This is a genomic window from Sinorhizobium sp. CCBAU 05631 (assembly GCF_002288505.1).
Lineage (GTDB): Bacteria > Pseudomonadota > Alphaproteobacteria > Rhizobiales > Rhizobiaceae > Sinorhizobium > Sinorhizobium fredii_C.
Genome location: NZ_CP023063.1, coordinates 1095540 through 1115663, shown reverse-complemented (window position 1 = coordinate 1115663; position 20124 = coordinate 1095540). Strand labels below are relative to the sequence as shown.

At 61.1% G+C, this 20124-nt stretch carries 31 protein-coding genes; 2 read left to right on the top strand and 29 right to left on the bottom strand.

Annotation, left to right across the window (positions count from 1 at the left end; all coding sequences use genetic code 11):
- The first annotated feature begins 254 nt into the window (after positions 1-254).
- Together msrP and msrQ are read left to right on the top strand one after the other, a co-directional pair.
- Complete coding sequence (gene msrP, locus SS05631_RS05390) at positions 255-1193, top strand: protein-methionine-sulfoxide reductase catalytic subunit MsrP (protein WP_037426920.1); 939 nt, start codon at positions 255-257, stop codon at positions 1191-1193.
- Positions 1194-1195: 2 nt separating this feature from the next.
- Positions 1196-1858: a protein-methionine-sulfoxide reductase heme-binding subunit MsrQ gene (msrQ, locus tag SS05631_RS05385; RefSeq protein WP_037426918.1), complete on the top strand. Its 663-nt coding sequence runs from the start codon at positions 1196-1198 to the stop codon at positions 1856-1858.
- A gap of 43 nt (positions 1859-1901) precedes the next feature.
- On the opposite strand, the gene rplQ is transcribed toward msrQ, so the two are convergent.
- The 29 genes from rplQ to fusA form a co-directional block, all read right to left on the bottom strand.
- Positions 1902-2327 carry a 50S ribosomal protein L17 gene (gene rplQ / locus SS05631_RS05380; protein WP_037426916.1) on the bottom strand — a complete coding sequence of 142 codons (426 nt, stop codon included), beginning with the start codon at positions 2325-2327 and terminating at the stop codon, positions 1902-1904.
- Between the two features lie 44 nt (positions 2328-2371).
- Complete coding sequence (locus SS05631_RS05375) at positions 2372-3382, bottom strand: DNA-directed RNA polymerase subunit alpha (protein WP_012707773.1); 1011 nt, start codon at positions 3380-3382, stop codon at positions 2372-2374.
- Between the two features lie 103 nt (positions 3383-3485).
- A complete protein-coding gene (gene rpsK, locus SS05631_RS05370) occupies positions 3486-3875 on the bottom strand; it encodes a 30S ribosomal protein S11 (RefSeq protein ID WP_003536496.1) in 390 nt (129 codons plus the stop codon).
- A gap of 228 nt (positions 3876-4103) precedes the next feature.
- Positions 4104-4472, bottom strand: coding sequence for a 30S ribosomal protein S13 (rpsM, locus tag SS05631_RS05365; RefSeq protein WP_026617375.1), 369 nt, complete (start codon positions 4470-4472; stop codon positions 4104-4106).
- A gap of 231 nt (positions 4473-4703) precedes the next feature.
- Positions 4704-5282 (bottom strand): adenylate kinase, encoded by a 579-nt coding sequence (locus SS05631_RS05360; RefSeq protein ID WP_037426911.1) that lies wholly within the window; start codon positions 5280-5282, stop codon positions 4704-4706.
- On the bottom strand, positions 5279-6619 hold the full coding sequence (gene secY, locus SS05631_RS05355) for a preprotein translocase subunit SecY (protein ID WP_037426908.1): 1341 nt from the start codon (positions 6617-6619) through the stop codon (positions 5279-5281). The genes SS05631_RS05360 and secY overlap by 4 nt, the downstream gene beginning before the upstream one ends.
- A 238-nt stretch (positions 6620-6857) precedes the next feature.
- Entirely contained in the window at positions 6858-7331 is a 474-nt protein-coding gene (rplO, locus tag SS05631_RS05350) for a 50S ribosomal protein L15 (RefSeq protein ID WP_037426907.1), read from the bottom strand.
- Positions 7332-7344: 13 nt separating this feature from the next.
- The gene (gene rpmD / locus SS05631_RS05345) at positions 7345-7548 is read right to left on the bottom strand and encodes a 50S ribosomal protein L30 (RefSeq protein ID WP_026617379.1); all 204 of its coding nucleotides are present in this window, start codon (positions 7546-7548) and stop codon (positions 7345-7347) included.
- Between the two features lie 12 nt (positions 7549-7560).
- Positions 7561-8130: a 30S ribosomal protein S5 gene (gene rpsE, locus SS05631_RS05340; protein ID WP_037426905.1), complete on the bottom strand. Its 570-nt coding sequence runs from the start codon at positions 8128-8130 to the stop codon at positions 7561-7563.
- Positions 8131-8255: 125 nt separating this feature from the next.
- Positions 8256-8618, bottom strand: a complete 363-nt coding sequence (gene rplR, locus SS05631_RS05335) for a 50S ribosomal protein L18 (RefSeq protein WP_018239495.1) — start codon at positions 8616-8618, stop codon at positions 8256-8258.
- Positions 8619-8630: 12 nt separating this feature from the next.
- Positions 8631-9164: a 50S ribosomal protein L6 gene (rplF, locus tag SS05631_RS05330; protein ID WP_037426902.1), complete on the bottom strand. Its 534-nt coding sequence runs from the start codon at positions 9162-9164 to the stop codon at positions 8631-8633.
- 40 nt (positions 9165-9204) lie between these two features.
- A complete protein-coding gene (rpsH, locus tag SS05631_RS05325; protein ID WP_037426899.1) occupies positions 9205-9603 on the bottom strand; it encodes a 30S ribosomal protein S8 in 399 nt (132 codons plus the stop codon).
- A gap of 12 nt (positions 9604-9615) precedes the next feature.
- Positions 9616-9921 carry a 30S ribosomal protein S14 gene (rpsN, locus tag SS05631_RS05320; protein ID WP_012707764.1) on the bottom strand — a complete coding sequence of 102 codons (306 nt, stop codon included), beginning with the start codon at positions 9919-9921 and terminating at the stop codon, positions 9616-9618.
- 34 nt (positions 9922-9955) lie between these two features.
- A complete protein-coding gene (rplE, locus tag SS05631_RS05315) occupies positions 9956-10513 on the bottom strand; it encodes a 50S ribosomal protein L5 (protein WP_018239492.1) in 558 nt (185 codons plus the stop codon).
- Positions 10506-10817, bottom strand: coding sequence for a 50S ribosomal protein L24 (rplX, locus tag SS05631_RS05310; RefSeq protein WP_018239491.1), 312 nt, complete (start codon positions 10815-10817; stop codon positions 10506-10508). Before rplX ends, rplE begins: the two co-directional genes overlap by 8 nt.
- A gap of 14 nt (positions 10818-10831) precedes the next feature.
- The gene (gene rplN, locus SS05631_RS05305; RefSeq protein ID WP_037426895.1) at positions 10832-11200 is read right to left on the bottom strand and encodes a 50S ribosomal protein L14; all 369 of its coding nucleotides are present in this window, start codon (positions 11198-11200) and stop codon (positions 10832-10834) included.
- A gap of 178 nt (positions 11201-11378) precedes the next feature.
- Positions 11379-11615 (bottom strand): 30S ribosomal protein S17, encoded by a 237-nt coding sequence (rpsQ, locus tag SS05631_RS05300; RefSeq protein WP_018239490.1) that lies wholly within the window; start codon positions 11613-11615, stop codon positions 11379-11381.
- Positions 11616-11627: 12 nt separating this feature from the next.
- On the bottom strand, positions 11628-11828 hold the full coding sequence (rpmC, locus tag SS05631_RS05295; protein ID WP_011975176.1) for a 50S ribosomal protein L29: 201 nt from the start codon (positions 11826-11828) through the stop codon (positions 11628-11630).
- Positions 11829-11840: 12 nt separating this feature from the next.
- Complete coding sequence (gene rplP, locus SS05631_RS05290; protein ID WP_003536531.1) at positions 11841-12254, bottom strand: 50S ribosomal protein L16; 414 nt, start codon at positions 12252-12254, stop codon at positions 11841-11843.
- A gap of 38 nt (positions 12255-12292) precedes the next feature.
- A complete protein-coding gene (rpsC, locus tag SS05631_RS05285; protein WP_037426884.1) occupies positions 12293-13006 on the bottom strand; it encodes a 30S ribosomal protein S3 in 714 nt (237 codons plus the stop codon).
- Positions 13006-13395 (bottom strand): 50S ribosomal protein L22, encoded by a 390-nt coding sequence (rplV, locus tag SS05631_RS05280; protein WP_012707758.1) that lies wholly within the window; start codon positions 13393-13395, stop codon positions 13006-13008. Before rplV ends, rpsC begins: the two co-directional genes overlap by 1 nt.
- Positions 13396-13397: 2 nt before the next feature.
- Positions 13398-13676, bottom strand: coding sequence for a 30S ribosomal protein S19 (gene rpsS / locus SS05631_RS05275; RefSeq protein WP_018239488.1), 279 nt, complete (start codon positions 13674-13676; stop codon positions 13398-13400).
- A gap of 15 nt (positions 13677-13691) precedes the next feature.
- The gene (gene rplB / locus SS05631_RS05270; RefSeq protein WP_018239487.1) at positions 13692-14528 is read right to left on the bottom strand and encodes a 50S ribosomal protein L2; all 837 of its coding nucleotides are present in this window, start codon (positions 14526-14528) and stop codon (positions 13692-13694) included.
- A gap of 43 nt (positions 14529-14571) precedes the next feature.
- Positions 14572-14865, bottom strand: a complete 294-nt coding sequence (locus SS05631_RS05265; RefSeq protein WP_012707756.1) for a 50S ribosomal protein L23 — start codon at positions 14863-14865, stop codon at positions 14572-14574.
- Entirely contained in the window at positions 14862-15482 is a 621-nt protein-coding gene (gene rplD / locus SS05631_RS05260) for a 50S ribosomal protein L4 (RefSeq protein ID WP_037383029.1), read from the bottom strand. Before rplD ends, SS05631_RS05265 begins: the two co-directional genes overlap by 4 nt.
- Positions 15483-15494: 12 nt before the next feature.
- On the bottom strand, positions 15495-16181 hold the full coding sequence (gene rplC / locus SS05631_RS05255; RefSeq protein WP_037383028.1) for a 50S ribosomal protein L3: 687 nt from the start codon (positions 16179-16181) through the stop codon (positions 15495-15497).
- Between the two features lie 123 nt (positions 16182-16304).
- Positions 16305-16613 (bottom strand): 30S ribosomal protein S10, encoded by a 309-nt coding sequence (rpsJ, locus tag SS05631_RS05250; protein ID WP_003507767.1) that lies wholly within the window; start codon positions 16611-16613, stop codon positions 16305-16307.
- A 146-nt stretch (positions 16614-16759) separates the two neighbouring features.
- Positions 16760-17935, bottom strand: a complete 1176-nt coding sequence (tuf, locus tag SS05631_RS05245) for an elongation factor Tu (RefSeq protein WP_095677935.1) — start codon at positions 17933-17935, stop codon at positions 16760-16762.
- 71 nt (positions 17936-18006) lie between these two features.
- Positions 18007-20106 (bottom strand): elongation factor G, encoded by a 2100-nt coding sequence (fusA, locus tag SS05631_RS05240; protein WP_037427200.1) that lies wholly within the window; start codon positions 20104-20106, stop codon positions 18007-18009.
- Positions 20107-20124 lie beyond the last annotated feature (18 nt).

The following is a 20124-nucleotide window of genomic DNA, read 5'->3' as shown; positions in this document are numbered from 1 at the left end:
CTTTCATTGCCGCTAGTTCAGATAGGATTTCGCAACAAAAAAGGCAAACGCGAGGCTGCCGCTCGATGATGACGCACGCTCGCGATTTCAACCGCTTTTTCAGACTTTTGCCCGCGGCCTTGCCATGAAATCATCGGGGCGCTTTTCCCGCTCACGCGCCGTGCACGAAAACGTGGTCTCCCCCATCTTTTCCGGTGATCGAATCTCTGGTCATCTGGCCGAGATCAGCTTTCAATCCCTGTCGAGGAAGCACCATGCCCGCCTACCGCCCGCCGCGGATCGCCGCGTCCGAAATCACCCCGGAGCCCTTCTTCCTCGATCGCCGCCGCTTTCTCGCCGCTGCAGGTGGCCTCGTTCTCGGCGGGGCCGGCCTGGCCGAGGCGGCAGAGCTCAAGGCTTCGAGCAGTCGCTACAAGGTCGAGGAGGCCCTGACGCCCGAAAAGGACGTGACCACCTACAACAATTTCTACGAGTTCGGCACGGGAAAGGGCGACCCCGCCGCCAATTCGGGCGGCTTCAAGCCGGCACCCTGGCGGGTGAAGGTCGACGGTCTCGTCGGCAAGCCACGGGAGTTCGGCCTCGAAGAACTGCTGGCCCTTCCGCTTGAAGAGCGTACCTACCGAATGCGCTGCGTCGAAGCCTGGTCGATGGTGATCCCCTGGGTCGGCTTTCCGCTGGCAAGTCTCCTCGACAAGGTCGAACCGCTCGGGAGCGCGAAGTACGTTGCATTCGAAACGGTGGTGCGGCCTGAGGAGATGCCCGGCCAATCCGGTTACTTCCAGCCGCTGCCCTGGCCCTATCGCGAGGGCTTGCGGCTCGATGAAGCACGCCACCCTCTGACGATTCTCTCCGTCGGCCTTTATGGCAAGACGCTGCCGAACCAGAACGGCGCGCCAATACGGCTGGTGGTCCCGTGGAAATACGGTTTCAAGGGAATCAAGTCGATCGTCCGCATTTCGCTTTCCGAAACGCCGCCGCCTTGCACCTGGAACCTTGCCGCACCGGATGAGTACGGCTTCTATGCCAATGTGAACCCGGCGGTCGATCACCCGCGCTGGAGCCAGGCAACGGAAAACCGGATCGGCGAAGGCGGCTTCTTCGGCTCCAATCGCCGCGACACCCTCCCCTTCAACGGCTATGCCGACGACGTCGCGGGCCTGTATTCCGGCATGGATCTCAGGGGAAACTTCTGACCATGGCCTTCGTACCCGCCTTGCCCAAGCGCTTTCACGGCCCCTCGGTCTGGGCGCTCTACGCGCTGGGCCTCATTCCCGCGGCATGGGCATTCTATCTCGGCGCAACCGGCCGGTTACCTGGCAATGCCGTCAAGGAATTCGAGCACCTGCTTGGCCTGTGGGCGCTGCGTTTCCTTGTGGCGACGCTGACGATTACACCGCTTCGCGATCTCTTCGGCCTCAACTGGCTAAGATACCGCCGCGCCCTCGGCCTGCTCGCCTTCTATTACGTGCTGATGCACTTCACCGCCTACATGCTGCTCGACCAGATGCTGCGCATCCCGGCCATCGTCGCCGACATCGCCCGCCGCCCCTTCATAACCATCGGTATGGCGGCCCTGGTCATGCTGATCCCCTTGGCGCTCACCTCGAACAATTGGTCGATCCGCAAGCTCGGCCAGCGGTGGAACAAGCTTCACCGGCTCGCCTATGTGATCGCCGCGGCCGGCGCGCTGCATTTCGCCATGGCCGTCAAGGTCGTAGGGCCGGAGCAAGTGCTCTACATCGTCCTCGTCACGCTCTTGCTCGCCTGGCGGGCGGTGCGAACGCCGTTCCTGCGGTGGAAACGGCAACGGACGGCAGGGACACGACCTCAGCCTGCAGCGCAAAAAGCGGCCGGGTGAAACCTCACCCGGCCGCTTCAGATCGATTGCGAAGCTATCTTTATCAAGCTGCTTCGGCTGTTTCCGCTTCCGCGGCGACGCGAGCGCGATCCTTGGCGCCCTTGGCATCGACATCGCGGTCAACGAATTCGATGACGGCGAGCGGAGCATTGTCGCCCTGGCGGAAACCCGCCTTCATGATGCGCAGGTAGCCGCCGTTGCGGGTGGCGTAGCGCGATGCGATCGCGTCGAACAGCTTCGCGACGACAGCAACGTCGCGGATCTGCGAGATCGCCTGACGGCGGGCGTGCAGGTCGCCGCGCTTGCCGAGCGTGACGAGCTTTTCGACGATCGGACGGATTTCCTTGGCCTTCGGCAGGGTCGTGACGATCTGCTCGTGCTCGATCAGCGACGCTGCCATATTGGCGAACATCGCCTTGCGGTGGCTGGCGGTTCTATTCAGCTTGCGGCCGGCTTTACCGTGGCGCATGGCTATTCTCCTTTACTTGCAGGCATCCGCCCGCAGTCTAATGGTTAATACTGGTCTTCGTAGCGCTTGGCGAGATCTTCGATGTTCTCCGGCGGCCACGACGGCACTTCCATGCCGAGATGCAGGCCCATGGAAGCGAGAACTTCCTTGATCTCGTTGAGCGACTTGCGACCAAAGTTCGGCGTCCGGAGCATTTCCGCTTCGGTCTTCTGAATGAGGTCGCCGATATAGACGATGTTGTCGTTCTTCAGGCAGTTGGCCGAACGAACGGAGAGTTCCAGTTCGTCGACCTTCTTGAGAAGCGCCGGGTTGAAGGCGAGCTCGGTGACTGCCTCTTCCTCGGCTTCCTTCTGCGGCTCGTCGAAGTTGACGAAGACCGACAGCTGGTCCTGAAGAATGCGGGCGGCAAACGCGATCGCGTCCTCGCCGGTGACGGAGCCGTCGGTCTCGATCGACATCGTCAGCTTGTCATAGTCGAGAACCTGACCTTCGCGGGTGTTCTCAACCTTGTAGGACACTTTCTTGACCGGCGAATAGAGGCTGTCGACCGGGATGAGACCGATCGGCGCATCTTCGGAACGGTTACGCTCAGCCGGCACGTAGCCCTTGCCGTTGTTGACGGTGAATTCCATGCGGATTTCGGCACCCTCGTCGAGCGTGCAGATCACATGGTTCGGGTTGAGGATCTCGATGTCGCCAACCGTCTGGATGTCACCGGCCGTTACGACGCCCGGGCCCTGCTTGCGTACGACCATGCGCTTGGAATCGTCGCCATCCATCTTGATGGCGATTTCCTTGATGTTGAGCACGATGTCCGTCACATCCTCCCGGACGCCCGGGATGGAGGAGAACTCGTGCAGCACGCCGTCGATCTGCACCGCGGTGACTGCCGCACCGCGCAGCGACGACAAAAGCACGCGACGAAGCGCGTTGCCGAGGGTCAGACCGAAGCCGCGCTCAAGCGGTTCCGCCACCAGCGTTGCCTTGGTGCGGCCGGAGGAGGTGAAATCCACCTTGTTCGGCTTGATCAGTTCCTGCCAATTTTTCTGGATCATGTTTTCTGCCTTCCGTTCGTTGCCACCATCCAATCGTGGCAACCGAGCCCCGAAGACCGGGAGAACGCATCCGCGTCCTCACCGGAATCTTGAATACAAATGATCAGACGCGGCGCTTCTTGCGCGGACGGCAGCCATTGTGCGGGATCGGCGTCACGTCGCGGATCGACGTGATCATGAACCCCGCGGCCTGCAGCGCGCGAAGGGCAGATTCACGGCCGGAACCCGGTCCGCAAACTTCCACTTCCAGCGACTTCATGCCGTGTTCCTGAGCCTTCTTGGCGCAGTCTTCGGCGGCGATCTGAGCGGCAAACGGGGTCGACTTGCGCGAACCCTTGAAGCCCTTCGCACCGGCGGACGACCAGGCGATTGCATTGCCCTGCGCGTCGGTGATGGTGATCATCGTGTTGTTGAACGACGAATTGACGTGCGCGACGCCAGACGTGATGTTCTTGCGCTCGCGGCGGCGAACGCGGGTGGCTTCCTTGGCCATAGGATCCCTTTCTTAGATCTCTGCACCGCCGTAATTCCAGCGGCTCCACCGGGAAAAGGATTGGTCGTCCCCTGCCCTGCAACTTCGATTTTCACAGAACCGGCACGCCGGCTCCGCACACGTTTTCGCCGAACCGAGCGGTCCGGCACAGGTCGGGCGATCGCCCTCCCCAAACTGCAAAAGGAGGCCGGCGCGGACGCCAGCCTCCCGCTTTCCCTTTTCGGGAAATTACTTCTTCTTGCCGGCGATCGCCTTTGCCGGACCCTTGCGGGTGCGGGCATTGGTGTGCGTACGCTGGCCGCGCACCGGCAGGCCACGACGATGACGCAGGCCGCGGTAGCAGCCAAGGTCCATCAGGCGCTTGATGTTCATCGCCGTTTCGCGACGCAGGTCACCCTCGACCTGGTAATCGCGGTCGATGGTCTCGCGGATCTGAAGGACTTCGGCGTCCGTCAGCTGGTGCACGCGGCGGTCAGCCGGGATGCCGACCTTCTCGGTGATTTCCTTCGCGAATTTCGGGCCGATCCCGTGAATATAGGTCAGCGCGATGACGACGCGCTTTGCCGTCGGGATGTTGACGCCAGCGATACGTGCCACGTCTATTCTCCTTGCGTTCCAGTTGCCATCCGGCAATAGGTGCTTCGTTACGCGACCTCGAAGAGCCGCACGTTGATTGAGGTTCGAGGCACGTCAAAAACGACCGTACCCGGACTTCCTTGTTTTGAAGACCGCGCCGATCGCTTCGCATGTCGCGAGTTGACGCTGTCTTTGGAGGAATCACCTGGAAAAGTCAACTCCCCGGCGCTTCCATTTTGGCAAAGGCGCAGCCTATGCCAGAATCTTGTCGATCTCTGCGGTGACCGCTCCCACGTCCGCCATCCCGTCCACGGTCTTCAACTGACCGGTGCGGGCATAATGGTCCGAAAGCGGAGCCGTCTTTTCCCGGTATTCCGTCAGCCGCTTTTTGAAGGCCTCGGGATTGTCGTCGGAGCGCACCGTGCCACCGGCGGCAACGGTTTCCGCCACGCGATTCTCCATGCGCCGGACAAGGGCTGCCTCGTCGACCTTCAACTCGATTACCGCATCCAGTTTCAGGCCTTTGCTCTCAAGCATCCGGTCGAGCGCAATCGCCTGCGGAACCGTGCGCGGATAGCCGTCGAGGATGAAGCCCTTGGCGCAGTCCGCAGCGTCGATGCGGTCGGAGACGATTTCATTGACGATCTCATCGGAGACCAGCTGGCCGGCATCCATGACCGCTTTCGCGCGCTTGCCGACCTCGGTCGCCTGGGCAACGGCGGCCCGGAGCATGTCCCCTGTGGAAAGCTGCGGGATGCCGTATTTCTCCGTCAGAAGCTTGGCCTGCGTACCCTTGCCAGCGCCCGGCGGTCCCAAAAAAATAAGTCTCATCGTCCCCTCTTTCCTCCGCGCAGCTTCGACTTCTTGATCAGCCCCTCATACTGCTGGGCAATGAGGTGACCCTGGATCTGTGCTACCGTATCAAGGGTGACGCTGACAACAATCAAAAGCGACGTACCACCAAGGTAGAACGGCACACCAGTCTGCGAAATGAGGATTTCGGGCAGAATGCAGACGAAAATCAGGTAAATCGCACCGACTACAGTGATACGTGTCAGCACGTAGTCGATGTATTCGGCCGTGCGCTCACCGGGGCGAATCCCCGGAATGAAGCCACCGTGCTTCTTCAGGTTATCGGCTGTGTCCTTCGGATTGAAGACGATCGCGGTGTAGAAGAAAGCGAAGAAGGCAATCATCGCGCCGTAGAAGAACATGTAGAGCGGCTGGCCGTGCGCCAGCGCCCCGACGATGGCGGTCGCCCAGCCGGGCAGCGTCGCGGCATTGGCGAAGCCGGCAAGCGTTGCGGGCAGCAGCAGCAGCGACGAGGCGAAGATCGCCGGGATGACGCCCGAGGTGTTGAGCTTCAGCGGCAGGTGGGACGTGTCGCCCTGGAACATGCGGTTGCCGACCTGGCGCTTCGGATACTGGATCAGCAAGCGGCGCTGGGCGCGCTCGACGAAGACGATTAGGGCAATGACCGCAACCACCATGACGATGATCGCCAGGATCAGCGGCGTCGAGAGAGCGCCGGTGCGGCCGAGCTCGAGGGTTCCGGCAAGCGCCGTCGGCAGATGGGCGACGATGCCGGCGAAGATGATCAGCGAAATGCCGTTGCCGATGCCGCGCGAGGTGATCTGCTCGCCGAGCCACATCAGGAACATCGTGCCACCGAGCAGCGAAATCACCGTCGAAATCCGGAAGAACCAGCCCGGATCGTTGACCAGGCCGCTACCGCTCTCGAGACCCACGGCAATGCCGTAGGCCTGCAAGGCGCCGAGCAGCACGGTGCCGTAGCGGGTATACTGGTTGATGACCTTGCGGCCCTGCTCGCCTTCCTTCTTCAACTGTTCGAGCGCCGGCACGACCGAGGTCATCAGCTGCACGATGATCGAAGCGGAGATATAGGGCATGATGCCGAGCGCGAAGATCGCCATGCGCTCCACTGCACCGCCCGAGAACATGTTGAAGAGGCCGAGGATGCCGCCGGCCTGGCCCTGGAAGGCCTGGGCGAACGCGGCCGGGTTGAGGCCGGGCAGCGGGATATAGGTGCCAAGACGGTAAACCAGAAGCGCACCGAGGGTGAACCAGAGCCGTTTCTTCAGATCTTCCGCCTTCGCGAAAGTCGAGAAATTCAGGTTCGAGGCGAGCTGTTCCGCTGCAGAAGCCATGCAATTCTCCGCGTACCAAGTCTCGGAAACAGCGGGAGAAACCCGGTCAGTTCCGGCAAGAGTAAGTCTTCGTCGATGAAAACCGGGCGCGAGGCGATTGTCGCTGCAATCGGATGCCTCACCGTGGTTTCCGTTGTGTCCCTTTCGCGGCAAGTGATTCGCCGCCCTCGGACGTGAGGCTCACATATGGGAGCAAAACCGCCCGGCGTGAAGCACCCCGGGCGGTTCATCAGTCATATTATTCCGCAGCGGCGGCTGCCAGCAGCTTCACCGAGCCGCCGGCCTTTTCGATCTTCTCGACGGCCGGCTTGGAAGCGCCTGCGACTTCGAGCGAAATCTTCGCCTTCAGCTCGCCGTCGGCGAGGACACGAACGCCATCCTTCTCGCGACGGATGACGCCGGCCGCCTTCAGGGCAGCCGCATCGACGATCTTCGAGGCGTCGAGCTTTTTGGCATCGATTGCCGTCTGGATACGGCCGAGCGACACGACAACAAACTCCGAAGCGAAGATGTTGTTGAAGCCGCGCTTCGGCAGACGGCGGTAGATGGGCATCTGACCGCCTTCGAAGCCGTTGATCGCCACGCCGGAACGGGCCTTCTGGCCCTTCACGCCGCGGCCGGCGGTCTTGCCGGAACCGGAGCCGATACCGCGGCCAAGACGCTTGCGGCTCTTGGTTGCGCCTTCGTTGTCTTTGATTTCATTCAGTTTCATATCTCGATCCCCCTCACTTCTCATCGACGACGCGAACGAGGTGCTGGACGGCCCGGATCATGCCGCGAACGGCCGGAGTGTCCTCCAGCGTGCGAACCCGGTGCATCTTGTTGAGGCCCAGACCGATGAGCGTCTGACGCTGTACGGCCGGACGGCGGATGGGGCTACCAATCTGCTCGACGGTAACCGTCTTCTTGGCAACTTCTTTCTTAGCCATCTGTCAGCTCCCTTATTCTTCGGAAGCAGCGCCGGCGGCAACGCGACGGGCCTGGAGCGTGGCGTACTTCATGCCGCGCTGTGCCGCGATGTCCTTCGGGTGCATCTGGTTCTTGAGCGCGTCGAAGGTGGCGCGAACCATGTTGTAGGGGTTCGACGAACCGGTCGACTTGGCAACGACGTCGTGAACGCCGAGCGTTTCGAAGACGGCGCGCATCGGGCCACCGGCGATGATACCGGTACCGGGCTTGGCCGAGCGCAGCAGCACCTTGCCGGCGCCGTGGCGGCCGTTAACGTCGTGATGCAGCGTGCGGCCGCCGCGCAGCGGTACGAAGATCAGGTCGCGCTTGGCGGCTTCCGTCGCCTTGCGGATGGCCTCCGGCACTTCGCGTGCCTTGCCATGGCCGAAGCCGACGCGGCCCTTCTGGTCGCCAACGACGACGAGAGCGGCGAAACCGAAACGACGACCGCCCTTCACCACCTTGGCGACGCGGTTGATTGCGACGAGCTTATCGACAAATTCGCTGTCGCGCTCTTCGCGGTTCTGGCGATCTTCGCGAGAACCTCTTCTTTCTTGTGCCATTGTCCTCTTCCTTTTTCTTTTCCGGGTGCAATCGGCAGATTGACGAAAGTCGCCTCGGACGAGCCGAAGCGACCGGGTAATTGCGAGGCGGATCCGCCCGGACATCTCTGCCCGGGCGGCGAACCTTAGAAGTTCAGGCCGCCTTCGCGAGCTGCCTCGGCCAGCGCCTTGACGCGGCCGTGGTAGATGAAGGCGCCGCGATCAAAGACAACGTCCTTGACGCCTGCCTTGGAAGCGCGTTCGGCAAGGAGCTTGCCGACGGCTGCAGCTGCCGCCGTGTCGGCGCCGGTCTTCAATGACGACTTGAGATCTGCCTCGAGGGTCGAGGCAGCGGCAAGCGTCTTGCCGGCAACGTCATCGATGATCTGCGCATAGATGTTCTTCGACGAGCGATGAACCGACAGGCGCGGGCGGCCATTGGCGACCGCCTTGATTTGACGGCGCACGCGGCTGGCGCGACGCACAAGAGTATCTTTCCTGCTAGCCATTTCGCGTGATCCTTACTTCTTCTTGCCTTCTTTGCGGACGATCCGCTCTTCGGCATACTTGACACCCTTGCCCTTGTAGGGCTCGGGGCCGCGGTATTCGCGGATTTCCGCGGCTACCTGGCCGACCTGCTGCTTGTTGATGCCCGAAACGACGATTTCCGTCGGCTTCGGCACAGCGATCGTGATGCCTTCCGGCGTCTGGTAGACGACGTCATGGCTGAAGCCGAGCGCCAGCTGCAGGTTCCTGCCCTGCATCGACGCGCGGTAGCCGACGCCGTTGATTTCGAGCTTGCGCTCGTAACCGTCCTTGACGCCCTTGAAGATGTTCTCGATCATCGTGCGGGACATGCCCCACTTTGCACGAGCATCCTTGGTTTCATTGAGCGGCTGAACGACAACCGCATTGTTTTCGAGCTTCACCGAAACTTCGTCGTTTGCGACGAAGAACAGTTCGCCCTTCGGGCCCTTTGCCGTTACCTTCTGGCCATCGACGTTAGCCGTGACGCCTGCCGGAACCTGAACGGGCTTCTTACCGATACGAGACATTGTTATACCTGTCTGTTCGCTATGGAGATCCTGCCCGGTCTTAGAAGACCGAGCAAAGAATCTCGCCACCAACATTCTGTTCGCGTGCCTGGTGATCGGCCATCACGCCCTTCGGTGTCGAAAGGATGGTGATGCCGAGGCCGTTCGCGACCTGCGGAATGGACTTGACCGAGACATAAACCCGGCGGCCCGGCTTGGAGACGCGCGAGATCTCACGGATCACGGAGGCGCCTTCGTAGTATTTCAGTTCGATGTTCAGCTCGGCCTTGCCATTGCCAAACTCGACTTCAGAATATCCGCGGATATAGCCTTCGGCCTGAAGGACATCCAGAACGCGCGCGCGGAGCTTGGAAGCCGGCGTGGACACGCTCGACTTGCGGCGAGCGGCGCCGTTGCGGATACGGGTGAGCATATCGCCCAAAGGATCAGTCATTGCCATGTACCCGTCTCCTTACCAGCTCGACTTGACGATGCCCGGCACCTTGCCGAGATTGCCCAGTTCGCGAAGCGCGATACGCGACATGCGAAGCTTGCGATAGTAGGCGCGCGGACGGCCGGTCACTTCGCAACGGTTGCGGATGCGGGTCTTCGACCCATCCCGGGGCAGTTCTGCCAGCTTGAGGGTGGCCTTGAACCGCTCTTCGATCGACAAAGACTGGTTCATGATGATTGCCTTGAGGGCCGCACGCTTCGCGGCTTGTCCGGCAACCAGTTTGCGGCGGCGCTTGTTCTTTTCAACTGCGCTCGTTTTCGCCATAACAGTTATCCTTCTTTACGCTTGTCGTTACGGATTACTGACGGAACGGGAAGTTGAACTCTGCAAGCAGAGCGCGCGCTTCGTCGTCGTTAGTTGCCGTCGTGCAAACGATGATGTCCATGCCCCACATCTGATCAACCTTGTCGTAGTTGATCTCAGGGAACACAATGTGCTCCTTGACGCCCATGGCGAAGTTGCCACGACCATCGAAGGACTTCGGATTGAGACCGCGGAAGTCGCGAACACGCGGAAGAGCGATGTTCACGAGACGATCCAGGAACTCATACATCCGAACGCCGCGCAGGGTAACCTTGGCACCAATCGGCATGCCTTCGCGCAGCTTGAAGCCAGCGATGGAGTTGCGAGCGCGGGTGATCACCGGCTTCTGGCCGGCAATCGCGGCGAGGTCGGCAGCAGCAACGGACGGCTTCTTGGAATCGCCGGTCGCTTCGCCAACACCCATGTTGATGACGATCTTGTCGAGACGCGGGATCTGCATTTCGTTGGCGTAGGAGAACTTCTCCTGCATCGCCTTGCGGATGCGCTCCACATATTCCTTCTTGAGCCGCGGCTCATAAGCGGTCTTAGCCATCGATCACTTCTCCCGAACGCTTGGCCACGCGGACCTTCTTGTCACCATCGATCTTGAAACCGACGCGGGTCGGCTTGCCGTCCTTCGGATCGGCGACCGCGATGTTCGAAAGGTGGATCGGGGCTTCCTTGTTGATGATGCCGGCTTCCTGGCTCTGGGTCTGGCGCTGGTGACGCTTCACCATATTGACGCCACGCACGACAGCCTTGTCTTCCTTCGGCATGACCTGGATGACTTCGCCGGAACGGCCCTTGTCCTTACCGGTGAGTACGACGACCTTGTCGCCTTTGCGAATCTTTTGCATCTCTCAACGCTCCCTTAGAGTACTTCCGGAGCCAGCGAGATGATCTTCATGTGGTTCTTGGCGCGAAGTTCGCGCGGAACCGGTCCGAAGATACGGGTGCCGATCGGCTCTTTCTTGTTATCGATAAGAACGGCTGCGTTGGTGTCGAAGCGGATGACGCTGCCATCCGGACGGCGGATGTCCTTCGCGGTGCGAACGACAACTGCCTTCATGACATCACCCTTCTTCACGCGGCCGCGCGGAATGGCTTCCTTGATCGAAACGACGATGATGTCGCCGATCGACGCGTATTTGCGCTTGGAGCCGCCCAGCACCTTGATGCACATGACACGACGTGCGCCGGAATTATCCGCCACCTCGAGGTTTGTTTGCATCTGAATCATGTCAGGTCGCCTTCTTGTTGTTACCAGGCCGGTTGGGTCGAAACCCCCTCGCCCGGCTTATTGTGCTTATCTCAAAGCAAAAGAACGCCCGAACTCGAGCGTTCCTCTGCTTCAATTGCGTGCTTCATACAGATATTTGCCTGGGACGCAAGGGTCTGACGGGCAAAACCTGCAGAAATCAAGCCTGGGCGGAGACGACCGTCCAGCGCTTGTCCTTCGAAATCGGCGCGCATTCCTCGATGGAAACGACGTCACCGACCTTGTACTGGTTGTTCTCGTCGTGAGCCTTGTACTTCTTGGAACGACGAACGGTCTTCTGGAGGATCGGGTGCGCAAAGCGGCGCTCGACCCTGACGACGACGGTCTTGTCGTTCTTGTCGCTGACGACGGTGCCCTGCAGAATGCGTTTCGGCATTTTTTGTGGTCCTTAGGCCTTGGCTTCTGCCGCCTTCTGGCGGGCAATGGTTTTGATGCGTGCGATGTCCTTGCGGACTTCGTCAATACGCGAAGACTTCTCGAGCTGGCCGGTAGCCTTCTGGAAGCGCAGGTTGAACTGCTCCTTCTTCAGCTTGGCGAGCTCTTCCTTGAGCTGATCGGCGCTCAGAGCGCGAACATCTGCGGCTTTCATGAGCTTCACTCCTTACTCTGCGATACGCTGCACGAAGCGCGTCTTGACAGAGAGCTTGGCAGCGCCAAGACGAAGTGCCTCACGGGCGAGTTCTTCGTTGACACCATCGATCTCGAACATCATACGGCCGGGCTTGACCTTGCATGCCCAGTATTCAACCGAACCCTTACCCTTACCCATGCGGACTTCGGTCGGCTTGGCGGTGACCGGCACGTCCGGGAACACGCGGATCCAGACCCGGCCGGCGCGCTTCATGTGGCGGGTGATCGCGCGGCGGGCCGCTTCGATCTCGCGCGCATTGACGCGGTTCGGCTCCTGAGCCTTGAGGCCGAATTCGCCGAAGGCAAGATCAGAACCGCCCTTGGCTACGCCCTTGATGCGGCCCTTGAACTGCTTGCGATACTTCGTACGCTTTGGCTGCAACATTTTTTTACTTCTCCGATATTGGCTGCCACGCGCGAATGTTACGCGTTTTCACGACGACGGTCGCGACCGCCACCGCCCTGGTTGTCACTCTCGCTTGCACGGCGCTCGGAAGCCATCGGATCGTGCTCGAGGATTTCACCCTTGAAGATCCAGACCTTGACGCCGCAGATACCGAAAGCGGTTTCGGCTTCTGCCGTGCCGTAGTCGATGTCGGCGCGCAGCGTGTGCAGCGGAACGCGGCCTTCGCGATACCATTCGGTACGAGCGATTTCCGCCCCGCCGAGGCGGCCGGCGCAGGTGATCTTGATGCCTTCGGCGCCGAGGCGCATCGCCGACTGAACGGCGCGCTTCATCGCGCGGCGGAAAGCCACGCGGCGCTCGAGCTGCTGGGCGATCGATTGGGCGACCAGCGTTGCGTCGACTTCGGGCTTCCGCACTTCGACGATGTTGAGGTGCGTTTCCGAATTGGTCATCTCGGAAAGCTTCTTGCGCAGCTTTTCGATGTCGGCGCCCTTCTTGCCGATGATCAGACCCGGACGAGCCGAGTGGATCGTCACGCGGCACTTCTTGTGCGGACGCTCGATCACGACCTTGGCGATACCGGCGGCCTTCAGCTCTTCCATGAGATAGGCGCGGATCTTCAGGTCTTCGTGCAGGAGCTGGCCATATTCGGCGTTGTCCGCGAACCAACGGCTGTCCCAGGTCCGGTTGATGCCGAGACGGAAACCGATCGGATTAATCTTCTGGCCCATTATGCGGCCTCCCCTTTGGCTTCCACTTCACGAACAACGATCGTCAAGTGCGAGAACGGCTTTTCGACGCGCGATGCACGACCGCGACCACGGGCGTGGAAGCGCTTCATCACGATCGACTTGCCAACGTAAGCTTCCGCGACGATGAGCGAATCAACGTCGAGGTCGTGGTTGTTCTCGGCATTCGCGATCGCGGATTCAAGCGTCTTCTTGACGGTGCCTGCGATGCGCTTGCGGGAGAATTCGAGTTCGGCCAGAGCGCGGTCGACCTTCTTGCCGCGGATCAGCGCGGCAACGAGGTTGAGCTTCTGGGGGCTGACGCGGATCGTGCGCGCAATGGCCTGCGCCTCATTATCCTTCAGCCGGCGTTCGGCTTTTGCCTTGCCCATTGTTACTTCCTCTTTGCCTTCTTGTCCGCACCATGACCGTAGTAGGTCCGGGTCGGAGAGAATTCACCAAACTTGTGTCCGACCATGTCTTCGTTGACGCTGACCGGGACGTGCTTGCTGCCGTTGTAGACGCCGAAGGTAAGGCCGACAAACTGCGGAAGGATCGTGGAGCGGCGGCTCCAAATCTTGATCACTTCGTTACGACCGCCTTCGCGGACCTTCTCAGCCTTCTTGAGAAGATAGCCGTCAACGAACGGACCTTTCCATACTGAACGAGTCATTCGAGACTTCCTCTCTTACTTCTTCTTCTGGTGCCGCGAGCGCATGATGAACTTGTCGGTCGACTTGTTGGAGCGCGTACGCTTGCCCTTCGTGGGCTTGCCCCACGGGGTAACCGGGTGACGGCCACCCGAGGTACGGCCTTCACCACCGCCGTGCGGGTGGTCAACCGGGTTCATGACGACGCCGCGTACGTGCGGGCGCTTGCCGCGCCAACGCGAACGGCCAGCCTTACCGTCATTGATGTTGCCGTGATCGGGGTTCGATACAGCACCGATCGATGCAAGGCAAGAGCCGTGCACCAGGCGCTGTTCGCCCGAGTTCAGGCGAAGGATCGCCATGCCCTGGTCGCGGCCGACGAGCTGCGCGTAGGTTCCGGCGGAGCGGGCGATCTGACCGCCCTTGCCCGGCTTCATTTCCACATTGTGGATGATGGAGCCGACCGGAATGAACTGCAGCGGCATGGTGTTGCCGGGCTTGACGTCGACAGCCTTGTCCGAAGCGATGACCTTGTCGCCGGCGGCAAGACGCTGCGGCGCCAGGATATAGGCCTGTTCGCCGTCGGCGTAGTTGACGAGCGCGATGAAGGCGGTGCGGTTCGGGTCGTATTCCAGACGCTCGACCGTGCCCTCGACGTCGAACTTGCGACGCTTAAAGTCGACAAGGCGGTAGGACCGCTTGTGACCGCCGCCCTGGAAGCGGACGGTGATGCGGCCCAGGTTGTTGCGACCCCCCTTGGAGGACAGGCCCTCGGTCAGCGCCTTGACCGGCTTGCCCTTGTAGAGGCCGGCGCGGTCCACGATGACCAGCTGGCGCTGGCTCGGCGTCGTCGGATTGAAACTTTTCAATGCCATTTTCTTGTTCCCTTTTGGGTTTTTACCCTAATGGGCCTATCCGTTAGAGACCGGTCGAGACGTCGATGGACTGACCTTCGGCGAGCGTGATGATCGCCTTCTTGACGTCCTTCTGCTTTCCGGCGAAACCGCGGAAGCGCTTCAGCTTACCCTTGCGGACGAGCGTGTTGACGGCCGTGACCTTGACGCCGAACAGGGCTTCGACTGCAGCCTTGATCTCAGGCTTCGAAGCGCCCTTGGCGACGTTGAAGACGACCTGGTTCTGTTCGGAAACCAGCGTCGACTTTTCGGTGATCGAGGGAGACACGATCACGTCGTAGTGGCGAAGATCCGTCATTTGAACCGCTCCTCCAGAGCTTCCACAGCAGCCTTGGAAAGCACCAGCTTGCCACGGCGCAGAATGTCGTAAACGTTGATGCCCTGGACCGGCAGAACGTCCACATTCGGGATGTTCTGGGCTGCGAGCTTGAAGTTGTTCTCGATCTCGGCGCCGCCGATGATCAGAGCGTTGGTCAGGCCAAGCGAGGCGAATGCGCCGGCGAGCGCCTTCGTCTTTGCTTCGTTGGCGACGAGATCGTCGAGGACGATGATCTCTTCTGCCTTGAGCTTGGCCGACAGTGCGTGGCGCAGGCCGAGCGCCCGGACCTTCTTCGGCAGGTCGTGCTCATGGCTGCGCACGACCGGGCCGTGAGCCTTGCCACCGCCGCGGAACTGCGGAGCACGTGCGGAGTGGTGGCGGGCGCGGCCCGTACCCTTCTGCTTGTACATCTTGGCGCCGGTGCGCGCGACTTCGGCGCGGCCCTTGGCCTTGTGCGTGCCCTGCTGGCGCTTGGCGAGCTGCCAGCGGACGACGCGGGCGATGATGTCTTCACGGGGTTCGAGGCCGAAAATGGCGTCAGAAAGGGAAACCTTTCCCGCGTCCTTGCCCTCGAGGGTTTTGACGGTGAGATCCATTATTCGGCTCCCTTACTTCTGTTCTGCGGCGCGCACAGCGGCCGGGCGCGGTGCGCCTTCCGGAGTGCCCGACTTGATTGCGTCGCGAACGACGATCCATGCGCCCTTGGAGCCGGGGACGGCGCCCTTGACCAGGATCAGGCCGCGATCTTCGTCGGTCGATACGACTTCGAGGTTCTGCGTGGTGACGCGCGTCTGGCCCATGTGACCAGCCATGCGCTTGCCCTTCCAGACGCGGCCCGGATCCTGGTTGGAACCGGTCGAACCATGCGAGCGGTGCGATACCGATACACCGTGCGTGGCGCGCAGACCGCCGAAGTTATGACGCTTGATGGCGCCGGCGAAACCCTTACCGATCGTGGTACCGGTGACGTCGACCAGCTGCCCAGCGACGAAATGGCCGGCCGTCAGTTCGGCGCCAATGTCGATCAGGTTGTCAGCGGTGACGCGGAATTCGACGAGCTTCGCCTTCGGCTCGACGCTCGCAGCGGCGAAATGGCCGCGCAGAGCCTTCGTCGTGTTCTTCACCTTGGAACGGCCGGCACCCAGCTGAACTGCGGTATAGCCGTTCTTTTCTTCGGTGCGGTGGGCCACTACCTGGCAGTTCTCCAGCCGCAAAACTGTTACCGGGATATGCTCGCCGGCGTCGTTGTAGACGCGGGTCATTCCCACTTTCTGTGCAATCACACCTGAACGCATCGGTTCACGCCTCTTGTTAAGGGTTCCCGTCCGGTGCATCCGCACCTTCCGGTTTCCTGTTCCTGGAAGCCGTTGGAGAAACTCCACGTACCTTCCTTGTTATTTCGGCTTGCGCCGGGATTCTTAAAGCTTGATCTCGACGTCGACGCCGGCGGCCAGATCGAGCTTCATCAGCGCATCAACCGTCTGCGGGGTCGGATCAACGATATCGAGAAGACGCTTGTGCGTGCGCATCTCGAACTGTTCGCGGCTCTTCTTGTCGACGTGCGGCGACCGGTTGACCGTGAATTTCTCAATCCGGGTCGGAAGCGGCACGGGCCCGCGCACACTCGCACCGGTGCGCTTGGCCGTCGACACGATTTCGCGCGTGGAGGCATCGAGGATCCGGTGATCAAACGCCTTGAGGCGGATGCGGATATTCTGGCCGTTCATTCGACTTGTCCTTGCTCGTGTTTCCCGTGTGCCTTTCGACGGCACACACTCAAACTTCTGAATTCGTTCACTTAGCCGCTTCTTTCAAAAATCGCAGGGACACGGGCGACCATGTCCCTGCCGAAACGGCTCAAGCCGTTTTGTCGTTACTCGACGATGGAGGCGACGATGCCGGCGCCGACGGTGCGGCCGCCTTCACGGATAGCGAAGCGCAGCTTCTCTTCCATGGCGATCGGCACGATCAGCTCGACGTCGACCGTCACGTTGTCGCCCGGCATCACCATTTCCGTGCCTTCCGGCAGCGTCACGATGCCCGTCACGTCCGTGGTGCGGAAGTAGAACTGCGGGCGGTAGTTGGTGAAGAACGGCGTATGACGGCCGCCTTCTTCCTTCGTCAGGATGTAGGCTTCGGCCTTGAACTTGCGGTGCGGCTTGACCGAACCCGGCTTGCACAGAACCTGACCGCGCTCGACGCCGTTGCGGTCGACACCGCGCAGCAGCGCGCCGATGTTGTCGCCGGCCTGGCCCTGGTCGAGCAGCTTGCGGAACATTTCAACGCCCGTGCAGGTCGTCTTCGTCGTCGGACGGATGCCGACGATCTCGATTTCCTCACCGACCTTGACGATGCCGCGCTCGACGCGGCCGGTCACGACCGTGCCGCGGCCGGAGATCGAGAACACGTCTTCGATCGGCATCAGGAACGGCTGGTCGATCGGACGCTCCGGCGTCGGGATGTAGGCGTCGACAGCAGCCATCAGCTCGCGGATCGCGTCTTCGCCGATCTTCTTGTCGGAGTCTTCGAGAGCGGCAAGCGCCGAACCCTTGATGATCGGAATGTCGTCGCCCGGGAATTCGTAGGACGACAAGAGTTCGCGCACTTCCAGCTCGACGAGCTCGAGAAGCTCGGCGTCGTCGACCTGGTCGACCTTGTTCAGGAACACGACGATCGCCGGAACGCCGACCTGGCGGGCGAGCAGGATGTGCTCGCGGGTCTGCGGCATCGGGCCGTCGGCGGCGGACACGACCAGGATCGCGCCGTCCATCTGCGCCGCACCGGTGATCATGTTCTTGACGTAGTCGGCGTGGCCGGGGCAGTCGACGTGCGCATAGTGGCGGGCCGGCGTCTCGTATTCGACGTGCGCCGTCGAAATGGTGATGCCACGCGCCTTCTCTTCCGGCGCAGCGTCGATCTGGTCATACGCCTTGAATTCGCCGAAGTACTTGGTGATCGCTGCAGTCAGCGACGTCTTGCCATGGTCAACGTGGCCAATCGTGCCAATGTTGACGTGCGGCTTGTTGCGCTCGAATTTGCTCTTTGCCATTTTCGGCTCTCCGTTTCTTGTCCCTTAGAGGGGAAATCTTTTCATTCTGTTTCAGCGCGGGGGTATTGCGGTCACTTCTGGCCGGAATACTTCGCCTGGATTTCCTGCGCGACGTTCGACGGAACCGGCGCGTAGTGATCGAACAGCATCGTGTACTGAGCGCGGCCCTGCGACATCGAGCGCAGGTTGTCGACGTACTTGAACATGTTCGCGAGCGGCACATGGGCATTGATCACCACGGCGACGCCGCGCGATTCCTGACCCTGGATCTGGCCACGGCGAGAGTTCAGGTCGCCGATTACGTCGCCGACGTAATCTTCGGGCGTCACGACCTCGACCTTCATGATCGGCTCGAGGAGCTGAGCACCGGCCTTCTTCGCAGCCTCACGGAAGCAGGCACGCGAAGCGATTTCGAACGCCAGGACCGACGAGTCGACATCGTGGAACGCGCCGTCGATGAGGGTCGCCTTGACGCCCAGCATCGGGAAGCCGGCAAGCGGGCCCGACGACAGGACGCTTTCGATGCCCTTCTGAACGCCCGGGATGTATTCCTTCGGAACCGCACCGCCGACGATCTTGGATTCGAAGACGAAGTCCTCGCCTTCCGGGTTCGGTTCGAAGACGAGCTTGACGCGGGCGAACTGGCCGGTACCACCGGACTGCTTCTTGTGCGTGTAGTCTTCTTCGTGCTGACGCGTGATGGTTTCGCGGTAGGCAACCTGCGGAGCACCGACCGATGCTTCGACCTTGAACTCGCGACGCATGCGGTCGACGATGATGTCGAGGTGAAGCTCGCCCATGCCGGCAATGATCGTCTGGCCGGATTCCTCGTCGGTCTTGACGCGGAAGGACGGGTCTTCGGCAGCCAGGCGGTTGAGAGCGAGGCCCATCTTTTCCTGGTCGCCCTTGGTCTTCGGCTCGATGGCGATCTGGATGACCGGCTCCGGGAATTCCATGCGCTCGAGGATAACCGGCTTCAGCGGATCGCAGAGCGTATCGCCGGTGGTGGTTTCCTTGAGGCCAGCCAGAGCAACGATGTCGCCGGCAAAGGCTTCTTCGATGTCTTCACGCGAGTTGGAGTGCATCTGCAGCATGCGGCCGACGCGCTCGCGCTTTTCCTTGACCGTGTTCATCACCGACGTGCCCTTTTCGAGCTTGCCGGAATAGATGCGGGCAAAGGTAAGCGAACCGACGAAGGGGTCGTTCATGATCTTGAAGGCCAGCATCGACAGCGGCTCGTTGTCGTCGGCCTTACGTGTGATTTCGCCCTCGGTCTTGACGTCGATGCCCTTGATCGCGGGAATGTCGATGGGCGACGGCAAGTAGTCGACGACGGCGTCGAGCAGCGGCTGAACGCCCTTGTTCTTGAAGGCCGTGCCGCAGAACATCGGATGGAACTTCACGTCGATGGTGCCGCGGCGAACCAGTTCACGGATCTTGTCGTTGTCCGGATAGGTGCCCTCCAGATAGGCTTCCATAGCCGCTTCGTCGATCTCGACAACCGTCTCGATCAGCTTCTCGCGGTATTCTTCAGCCTTTTCCTTCATGTCGGCCGGGATTTCGACGACGTCCCACTGGGCGCCGAGCGATTCGTCGCGCCAGACGAGGGCGTTCATTTCGATCAGGTCGACAACACCCTTGAATTCGCTTTCGGCGCCGATCGGCAGCTGCATGACAACAGCGGTCGCGCCGAGACGGGTCTTGATCATCTCGACGGAGCGGTAGAAGTCAGCGCCGGTCTTGTCCATCTTGTTGCAGAAGATCATGCGCGGAACATGGTACTTCTCGGCCTGACGCCAGACGGTCTCCGTCTGCGGCTCGACGCCGGCGTTGGCATCGAGAAGCGCAATGGCGCCGTCGAGAACGCGCAGCGAGCGCTCGACTTCGATGGTGAAGTCGACGTGGCCGGGAGTGTCGATGATGTTGAAGCGGCGCATCTTGCCGTCACGGCCCTTCCAGAAGGTCGTGGTGGCTGCAGACGTGATCGTAATGCCGCGCTCCTGCTCCTGCTCCATCCAGTCCATCGTTGCGGCGCCGTCATGGACTTCGCCGATCTTGTGGGACTTGCCGGTGTAGTAAAGGATACGCTCGGTCGTCGTCGTCTTGCCGGCGTCGATATGCGCCATGATACCGAAATTTCGGTAGTCTTCGATTTTATATTCGCGAGCCATGGGTGACTGCCTTTCGAG